Raw genomic sequence first — 8961 nt, forward strand, 5'->3', positions numbered from 1 at the left:
CAAATAATATACTATTTAATGCTTTATAGTCTGAGTCTGATCATAGTAAGTCATTTCATTTCAAAAACATTAAAGTTAGAAAAAGGAGAAAGTGCAGCTCTAAAAAATAGCATTTCGTTAATGAATTCCGGTAATTATGGGTTACCAGTAAGTCAATTGATTTTCAGTCACAATCCAGTGGGGGTTTCCATTCAGATTTTTATTGTGATTTTCCAGAATCTTTTAACTTATTCATATGGGATATATAACTTACTATCAGCAACAAAAACAATCGGAGGTATTATTCAATCATTTCTAAGACTGCCTGTATTTCATGCGCTCGTATTAGGGGTTCTCTTTCAATCTTTTAAAATTCAAATACCTAATTCTATCTTGCTACCTCTTAATCAGCTTGCGAATGGTTTTGTTGCAATAGCACTCATATTGCTAGGGGCGCAATTATCCAACATTAAACTTAATTTTTTCCATCGAGTCATAACATGGGCTTTAATTGGAAGGTTACTGATGGGACCATTATTAGCACTTGCTGTAATATACATACTAAACATCGATGGTATTGTTGCACAATCGTTATTTATTGCAAGTTCTTTTCCTACTTCAAGAAATACATCAACCATTGCTATGGAATATCAAATAGAGCCTGAATTACATGCACAAATCGTTTTATTTTCAACAATTTTCAGCATTATTACAGTAACTGTCGTTATTTATTTATCATATATTTTGTTTTGAATATACGTGCAAAAACGAAAAGATTTGAGGCGGTAAATGATGGACAGAAGTCCTATAGATATGAGAAGAAAGCAGTCTTTCATATATTGGGTGTCGTTTACAATTGTACCATGTTTCAAAATCTAGTGATTTAATTCAAAAAAAGAAACTTATTAGGGTTTATTTCGTATGGAAATCTTTAAAGTATTTACATATAGACTGGCGAAAAAAAGACACAATCTCGCTTATAATTAAAGTTATATGAGCTTAGGGTGATAGCGATGGGGTGGGAGTGTCAAGTAAGAATTTTATGCATAATTGCCACTAAGGGAGATGATTAAAAGTTGAGTAAACAGAATATCAGCACAATAGTTTCAGGAGATTTGATTGTTACCCATCTAATTGGCCAGATTAATACAGAAGATGTGTATGAATGGTTTAATGATTTTGAGCAGGTTTGTCAGCAATTTATTTCTGAGGGTCGGAAATACAAAGTGTTGGTGGATAGAAAAGGGTATACCCCAAATCATTTTTCTGTTCAAAAAGTATGGAAAGATAAGTTCTTCAATGAAACCATTTTGAATCATAGTAAGGCAATTGCATTTCTTCTTGAAGAAGGAGAGATACTGAAGTATTTACAACAATCCAATACAAAAGAATCCGTGGAGTTTTTTGATGATTATGAACAAGCGCTAATTTGGTTGAATGAATATCCAATATAAAAACTGAATAGAAAGAGTTGCTCGTAATGTTACACTTGTCATGAAATTTATTTGTTTACAAGTTGCAAACACCATTTATTTTCTTCATAGATTACTTGTGAAATAAAAGAACGGAACTACAACAAAAAGAACAAACGTCCCCTAAAAAACGTTTGTCCAAAGGTAATTACTATTTTAACTAAGAAATAGATTACAATTTATGTGTACGAGAAATCTTTTTTATAAGTTTAGGCAATATAGATGTTAGTTCTTGCTTCAAACGCTTCGTAAATGATGGATCTTTACCAGAAGTTGAAATAGTGACAACATATTCATTATTTCTTATAACGCCAGGTGTGTGAAAAGATGATTCTGTACCATCACTTACAACGTTAACCCACTGGAAATCATGAGCGGCCTGTTTGACCATCATATTTACAGCGTGTTGATTTGTAGCTGCATAAATAAGGTGAGCATCTTTAATATCATCATTACTAAAAGCTTTTTGCTTCCAAGTAATATAAGAAAGTTCCTTCATTTCCTCGCAAATTTCTGGGCTGACAACAGTGACGAAAGCGCCTGTATCTTTTAATCCAGACGCTTTTCGATATGCAATTTTACCTCCACCAATGATAACAACGACTTTATTTTGTAGATTAAACATAAGAGGGTACATGTTATACATATATGCATTCCTCCATTCGTTCTAACAATGTTAGTTTCATATATGTATCAAACTGAAGACAGTTACAAGTCGTAACATGATTATATTTTTTTGTATGCAATTCAATTTTTTGAAGTAATAATCCGGTAAAGAGAAGGTATGGCATGACATATACATGGGACGCAGTCGATGTTATATCCTTGAGCTCGGCAGTAAAAGAGGGAGTTCCTTTCGTTAAAAAGGAACAGGATACTGGCATACCAAGTTTTCGTTCGACAGCTGCTCCGATTAGTTGTAACTCATGTATCGGTTGTGTATCACTACTGCCTCGTCCTACGAGTAAAATACTACTATTTTGCATTGGCATAGCTTCACGTATTCTTTTCACTACAAGTTCCACCATATGTGGATGTGTACTAAAAGGAGGTACAACTGAAAATGTTATTTGTGGATATTTCTTTTGTAGTTGTTCTATTTCAAAAGGAATATCACGTTTATAGTGAGCTGCTGCAAATAATAAAACAGGTACAATCATTATTTCAGTTACTCCCTCTATTATCGTTTCTGTAACTGCATCCGAAATAGTAGGTGTCGTTAGTTCTAGAAAAGCTATTTTTTGAATTCTTTCGTTTCGCTCTTTCATAACAGATTGAATAAATTGAATGAATTGTTCATTACCTTCTTGTAGCCGGCTCCCATGTCCAACATATACAATTCCTTTCATTGTCTCACCATGTCTTTCTTCATAAGAGTTTCTTGTAATTGATGATCTACGTTATGAAACCCAACTTTATTTGCATAGTATAAAGTTGGAACGTCGGTATACGAGAATGGGAGAGTAAGAATATTGATAAAGCCAAGGCGTTTTATTTCTGCTAGAAACGTATCAATAGAAGCACGACCTTCAAATACAATGCTATCCCATGAGAATTCAGAAAGCATACGTGAATGAATTTCATCGAAGCGATGATCAATTGTGTACTCATGAGTCATCATATAGGAACCAGCACCAATTTTTTCTTGTATAAAAGCAATTCGGTTAATGTTTCGTCCTAAATAAACTGTTGTATTGGAAGAGAACTCTGCTTGTTTACTTAGTAGCCCATATTGCATAAGTTTTTCTTGAGTGGCAACGTTCATATGTTGTAGTTGCGCTTGTAAAGAACGAATATCTTTTTGGTGTTTACTACATGATTGCATCAATATTTCTACACTTTCAGCTGAACAAAAAACAAGACGATTAACGTTAAAAATTTCATTGATTTGTTCAAGTGTTAATGTGTATTCTACCTTTTTGAAAGTAGGAATTTGATATATTTCTGCACCGGCTTCTTGTAACTTTTGCTTCATTGAACTTGTTTTATTCGTTGCAGATGCAAATAAAACTTTCTTGCCGTGCAATGGCTTGCGTTCTTTCCAAGAGATTTGATCCCGTAAGGAAACGACATCACCAACAATTGTCATAGAAGGATTAGAAATATTTTCGTTTTTGACAATAGAAACAATGGTAGACAGTGTCCCTGTGACAACGCGCTGTTTACCAGTTGTACCCCATTCAATGACTGCTACTGGCGTATCTTCTTTTTTTCCTGCTTGTAGTAAGTTTTCACAAATTGTAGGTAAGTTTTTTATACCCATGTAGTAGGCAATCGTGTCGCTATTGTAAGATGAATTATATTTTCCATGATCGGTTAAAGGACCTTTTGCATGTCCGGTTAATAAAGTGACGCTATTACTGTAGTCACGGTGGGTGAGGGGAATACCTGCATAGATACTAGCGGCGATGCTAGATGTAATACCTGGTACAATTTCATATGGAATATTTGCTGATGCTAAAGTTTCTGCTTCTTCACCAACACGGCCAAAAATAGATGGATCTCCGCCTTTTAAGCGGACTATGATTTTTCCTTCTTTCGCAAATTGAAGGAGGTGTGAGTTAATCATTTCTTGACGCATAGTATGATTCTTTGGCATTTTTCCGCAATAAATAAGTTCACATGTTTCTTTTGTATAATTAAGAAAGGAAGGGTTTAATAAGCGGTCATATAAGACGATATCTGCACGATTTAAGCACTCTATCGCTTTTTTTGTAATAAGCCCTTCATCACCTGGTCCTGCACCAACTAAATATACATATCCGTTCATATTCGCACCTCGTCTATTTTTATTTAAAAGGAAGCCAGGGGAGGCTTCCTTTTTTAAATTACATGTATATATAAATATCCCCGTCAATAACTTCTACTTCATACGTTTGAATACAACCGTCATCAGGTTTTTGAACTTCACCTGTTAGTAGTGAAATTTTCCAATCATGTAGGGGACAAAAGACGAATTCTCCAGATACAATACCTTCCGCTAATGGCCCTTTTTTATGAGGACAACGATTTTCTACAGCTCGAATATCGCCATTTGAAAGGCGGAATAGGGCGAAAGACATACCTTTCATTTGCACCTCTTTACCGATTTGAATAGGAAGGTCTTCTGCACGCATAACTTTTATTTTTTCTTTCGTTTGTATCATATAGATCACAGCTCCTTATTTCACAGTTTCTACTTCATACATCGCTTTTAATGATTTCGTTTCTAGTGCTTGTCCCCATGCTTCTTTATATGTGCCACGAGCTTTTTGGAAACGTTCATTTAACTTAGTGACCATATTTGCATCTTGCAGTATTTCCTTTATGTGATCGAAGCCTAATCGTTCTGTCCAGTAGGCAGTACGCTCTCCATAAATACCAGTTTCACGATAATATTGCATGTAAGCTGTAGCGATGCGAAGGACATCATCTTCAGTAGGGACAATCATTACAAAATCAGCTTCGCGTACTTCCGTACCACCATTTCCGCCAATATAAAGTTGGTATCCATTTTCGACACAAACAACGCCAAAATCTTTCGTCAGTACTTCCGCACAGTTACGTGGACAGCCCGTTACACCCATCTTCATTTTATGAGGTGTATCTACCATTTCTAATGATTGTTCAAGCAACATACCAAGTCCTAATGAATCTTTCGTACCGAAACGGCAGAAACGAGAGCCAACACATGATTTTACATTACGAAGAGATTTTGAATACGCATATCCAGAAGCCATATTTAATTCAGCCCATACGTTAGGTAAATCTTGTTTCTTAACACCGTATAAGCCAATTCGGCTCGCACCTGTAATTTTCACAAGTGGAACATCGTACTTTTTCGCAACTTCAGCAATTTTCATTAAATCATCTGCTGTTGTAACGCCTCCGTACATACGTGGAATAACAGAGAAGGTACCATCGTGCTGGATGTTACCATTCATTCTTTCATTCACGAAACGGGATGATTTATCATCTTCATATTCTTCTGGAATCGCCATACGTAAATAGTAGTTTAAAGCAGGACGACATTTCGAACATCCATCTTCATGTACAAAACCAAGAACGTTTCGTACTTCTTTTGGAGATTTTAAACCTTTCTCATGAATGGCCGCTACGACTTCATCACGTGATAAAGGTGTACATCCGCACATACCGGTAGACTGTGCAGAAGCATCAAAAGCATCTCCAAGTGTATGAGATAAAACTTGTTCTACAAGCGGACGACATTTACCACAAGACCCTGCGGCTTTCGTACAGGCTTTAACTTCTTCAAAAGTCTTTAACTCCTGTTCTAAAATGGCGTGAACGATTGTGCCTTTCGTAACACCATTACATCCGCAAATTGTGTCATCCGCACTCATAGTAGCAACGTCAAGTTCACATTCTTCACCAGCTTTGTGAAGAATGGAAGCTGGTGTATATTCTTGTATATCTTCTTCTTTCTTTAACATGCTAAAGAGGCGGGTACCGTCAGCTGTATCACCGTATAAAACGATACCGACGACTTTATTATCACGAATTAATACTTTTTTATAGGAACGTTTACATTCATTAAAGATGGATATTGCTTTCGTTTGATCATCTTCATAAATTTGGCCAGCAGAGAATAAATCACAACCAGCAACTTTTAATTGTGTACCGACGATACTGCCCGAATATCCATCAGTTTGTAAATTTGTTATATGTTTTGCTAATATCGCACCTTGTTCATAAAGAGGAGCAACAAGTCCATATGCGATACCGTCATGCTCTGCACATTCTCCAACTGCATAAATGGACTCATCATTTGTTAGCATATAGTCATTGACTACAATACCGCGATTTACAATTAGACCAGCATCTTTTGCTATTTGCGTATTTGGGCGTATACCGACAGCCATTACGATTAAATCACAATCTACAACTTCACCATCTTCAAATTGAATGCCCTCAACATGGTCTGTACCAAGAATTTTTACAGTTTTCTTTTCCATTAAAAACTTCATGCTTTGTGCTTCTAAATCTTCACGCAGAAGAGCAGCTGCTTTCGTATCTAGTTGTTGCTCCATTAAGCTAGGCATTAAATGAACAACATGTACGTCCATTCCTAAATCAATTAGACCTCTTGCGGCTTCTAAACCGAGTAACCCGCCACCAATGACAACGGCCTTTTTCTTTTCTTTAGCGGTATCTATCATAAATTGTGTATCTTCAATAGTTCGAAATCCTGTTACACCAGAAAGTGCGGAACCTTCAACAGGTAAAATAAAAGCACTAGAACCTGTTGCAATAATGAGCTTGTCGTATGTAAGAGTACGCTTCTTTTCTGTAATAATAATTTTTTCTTCTCGGTTAATACTTTGAACTCTTTCATTCGTATACAAAGTTATTTCGTTTTCTTCATACCAACTGTATTCATTCATAATGATATCTTGCATATTTGTTTTGCCTTGTAAAACATGAGAAAGCATAATGCGGTTGTAGTTTGGATGCGGTTCATCTCCAAAAATAGTAATCTCATATGAATCACTATCATGTTTTAAGATTTCTTCCATACAGCGAATGCCAGCCATACCATTTCCGATCATAACTAAACGTTTTTTCATTTTCGTTTCCCCTTTTTATGTGAAATATTGAACAAAGGATTATATTTTTATTATAGAAAATCAAATAAGGGGAAGATGTGATATTTATCACATTTTTATAATGATTCACAAATTGTTAAAATTCGGTTTTATGTGAAGGGGATGTGAATATTTTTCGCAAAACGAAAAAGCAGGCCATAAGTATTTACACTCATGTCCTGCACTTGATTTATGCTTTCGTAATGGCACGCGGAAATAAAATATTATTTTCTAAATGAATATGCTCAAATAAATCAGACTCTAGAGCTTCAAGACGTTGGTAGACAAGTCGATAAGTACCGCAAGCGCCTTCTGGAGGAGTAAAGTCATTTGTCACTTTACGAAGTTCTTTTATAATATTTCCGGCATGATTGTGCTCATTTTCTAGTTCATCCACTACTTTACGTAACTTTGTATAATTTTCATCAGTTGGATTTTGTTCAAATTCTAAAATTAATGGGAAATCTTCCATTTCTTCTTTAATTAAATGCTGTTCTAATTCCATTTTAAGTTCATGAAATAGCTTATGAATTTGAGCTAAATGAGGCTGACTTGCCCCATGAACACGTAATACTTTTGTCACATATGGACTTAACTGTGGTAATTCTTCATTTAAATAGCGATGATGCTTATTTATAACATAATCAATCAATTCACGATAAGAAGCATTTTTCCAATCAATTTCCGATTCATTTAATCGTTTCGTATTATGATAAAGCGTATTTAACTCTGTAAGCACTTCAGTAGCTGATAAATTTCTTTCATGAATTGCATCAATAAGTGGCTTATTACCGCCACAACAAAAATCTATTCTATATGATTTAAAAAGATCACTAGCTTTCGGAAATTGTGTAACAATCTCACCAACAATTGAAGTTTCAGTAAATGTATGTTCCATATGAATGCCTCCATAAAGTTTTAATGTAATATCTAAATTAAGAATAGCGATAAATTAAAATCTATGTAGTGATTGAAATCACTTATTCTGTGTCGTTTTTGAGAATAATAAGAAGAATGTTATTAAAATAAGGGGGAAAGTAATAAGTGGTAATATTTTACGTTAATAAAAAAGAAGCTTAGTAAAAGCTTCTTTTTTATTACTATTTTTCACATGCAATTCCATCGCCATCACGATCAAGATGAGAGCTATAACCTGGTTGCCCTTTATGTAAAGGAGCTTTCCCAGCTGCTCTAACTGCAGCACAATTTTTGTAGTATGCACTATCAGTATTACCATTAGCTGGTTGTGTTTGAGCTTGCTGTGCTTTTTGTTCTTCTTGTTGTTTACGAGCTTGTTCATCAGCCTGACGTTTTTGCTCTTCTTGTTGTTTACGAGCTTGTTCATCAGCCTGACGTTTTTCATCCTCTTGCTTACGAGCTTGTTCTTCGGCTAGACGCTTCTCATCTTCTTGCTTTTGAGTTTTTTCGTCTGCCTCTTTCTTTTCTAGCTCTTTTTTCTGTTCGCTATCTTTTGGCTCTTCATTATTAGAGGCAACTTTTGTACTAGTTGCTGTCGTTTTTTCAGAAGAAGGAGCTGAAATACCTAATAACGCAACAAAAATGACAAATAATACAGCTGTAATAATAAATTGTTTTTTCGCTACACCTGTTTTCTTAATAACAGATAAGATTGCTAGAACAAGGAAGAATATAAATAGAATGAAACTTAAAGTAGAAAAAAACTCGACGACGGGGTGTTCCGATTTTGTTGTACCGGCCGTTATTAATATAATAGAAATCATAAAAAGAATAACGGTAGGACGTCCATATTGTTTTGCTTTTCCATTTTTCTTAAAGAATGAAATGATACATAAGATTAAAAGAATAAAAGCAATAAAAAATAAAGCTGCACCAATATTACTTAAAATCGACATTTTCATACCTCCATTTGTAAGATTCTTCTTATTGATTATATAGGAGTTTAT

General features: G+C 35.0%; 9 protein-coding genes. 2 read left to right on the forward strand and 7 right to left on the reverse strand.

Annotated features, from left to right (window positions below):
* Positions 1 to 732: AEC family transporter (locus ACQGS6_RS18185; protein WP_426965384.1), on the forward strand; the 732-nt coding region annotated here is incomplete at its 5' end.
* 323 nt (positions 733 to 1055) lie between these two features.
* A complete protein-coding gene (locus ACQGS6_RS18190) occupies positions 1056 to 1433 on the forward strand; it encodes an STAS/SEC14 domain-containing protein (RefSeq protein WP_000043364.1) in 378 nt (125 codons plus the stop codon).
* A gap of 190 nt (positions 1434 to 1623) precedes the next feature.
* Here the strand turns inward: ACQGS6_RS18190 and ACQGS6_RS18195 are convergent, their stop codons facing one another.
* The 7 genes from ACQGS6_RS18195 to ACQGS6_RS18225 all read right to left on the reverse strand — a co-directional run bounded on the left by ACQGS6_RS18195 (position 1624) and on the right by ACQGS6_RS18225 (position 8910).
* Positions 1624 to 2097, reverse strand: a complete 474-nt coding sequence (locus ACQGS6_RS18195) for a precorrin-2 dehydrogenase (protein ID WP_000282595.1) — start codon at positions 2095 to 2097, stop codon at positions 1624 to 1626.
* On the reverse strand, positions 2090 to 2800 hold the full coding sequence (locus ACQGS6_RS18200; protein ID WP_000676474.1) for a sirohydrochlorin chelatase: 711 nt from the start codon (positions 2798 to 2800) through the stop codon (positions 2090 to 2092). The genes ACQGS6_RS18195 and ACQGS6_RS18200 overlap by 8 nt, the downstream gene beginning before the upstream one ends.
* Complete coding sequence (locus ACQGS6_RS18205) at positions 2797 to 4221, reverse strand: uroporphyrin-III C-methyltransferase (RefSeq protein ID WP_061139406.1); 1425 nt, start codon at positions 4219 to 4221, stop codon at positions 2797 to 2799. The genes ACQGS6_RS18200 and ACQGS6_RS18205 overlap by 4 nt, the downstream gene beginning before the upstream one ends.
* Positions 4222 to 4279: 58 nt before the next feature.
* A complete protein-coding gene (nirD, locus tag ACQGS6_RS18210; RefSeq protein WP_000616682.1) occupies positions 4280 to 4597 on the reverse strand; it encodes a nitrite reductase small subunit NirD in 318 nt (105 codons plus the stop codon).
* Between the two features lie 15 nt (positions 4598 to 4612).
* Complete coding sequence (gene nirB, locus ACQGS6_RS18215) at positions 4613 to 7018, reverse strand: NADPH-nitrite reductase large subunit (RefSeq protein WP_044584405.1); 2406 nt, start codon at positions 7016 to 7018, stop codon at positions 4613 to 4615.
* Positions 7019 to 7226: 208 nt separating this feature from the next.
* Positions 7227 to 7934: an iron-sulfur cluster repair di-iron protein gene (gene ric, locus ACQGS6_RS18220; protein ID WP_000401360.1), complete on the reverse strand. Its 708-nt coding sequence runs from the start codon at positions 7932 to 7934 to the stop codon at positions 7227 to 7229.
* Between the two features lie 202 nt (positions 7935 to 8136).
* Complete coding sequence (locus ACQGS6_RS18225) at positions 8137 to 8910, reverse strand: excalibur calcium-binding domain-containing protein (RefSeq protein ID WP_098450511.1); 774 nt, start codon at positions 8908 to 8910, stop codon at positions 8137 to 8139.
* Positions 8911 to 8961: the final 51 nt, after the last annotated feature.

The organism is Bacillus sp. GMs2/2 (assembly GCF_050172095.1).
GTDB lineage: Bacteria > Bacillota > Bacilli > Bacillales > Bacillaceae_G > Bacillus_A > Bacillus_A cereus.

What these genes read in the sequence shown, in the direction of transcription:
- nirD (WP_000616682.1), bottom strand. Translation starts at nt 4,597, where the DNA reads ATGATACAAACGAAAGAAAAAATAAAAGTTATGCGTGCAGAAGACCTT.
- ACQGS6_RS18200 (WP_000676474.1), bottom strand. Translation starts at nt 2,800, where the DNA reads ATGAAAGGAATTGTATATGTTGGACATGGGAGCCGGCTACAAGAAGGT.
- ACQGS6_RS18225 (WP_098450511.1), bottom strand. Translation starts at nt 8,910, where the DNA reads ATGTCGATTTTAAGTAATATTGGTGCAGCTTTATTTTTTATTGCTTTT.
- nirB (WP_044584405.1), bottom strand. Translation starts at nt 7,018, where the DNA reads ATGAAAAAACGTTTAGTTATGATCGGAAATGGTATGGCTGGCATTCGC.
- ACQGS6_RS18195 (WP_000282595.1), bottom strand. Translation starts at nt 2,097, where the DNA reads ATGTATAACATGTACCCTCTTATGTTTAATCTACAAAATAAAGTCGTT.
- ACQGS6_RS18205 (WP_061139406.1), bottom strand. Translation starts at nt 4,221, where the DNA reads ATGAACGGATATGTATATTTAGTTGGTGCAGGACCAGGTGATGAAGGG.
- ric (WP_000401360.1), bottom strand. Translation starts at nt 7,934, where the DNA reads ATGGAACATACATTTACTGAAACTTCAATTGTTGGTGAGATTGTTACA.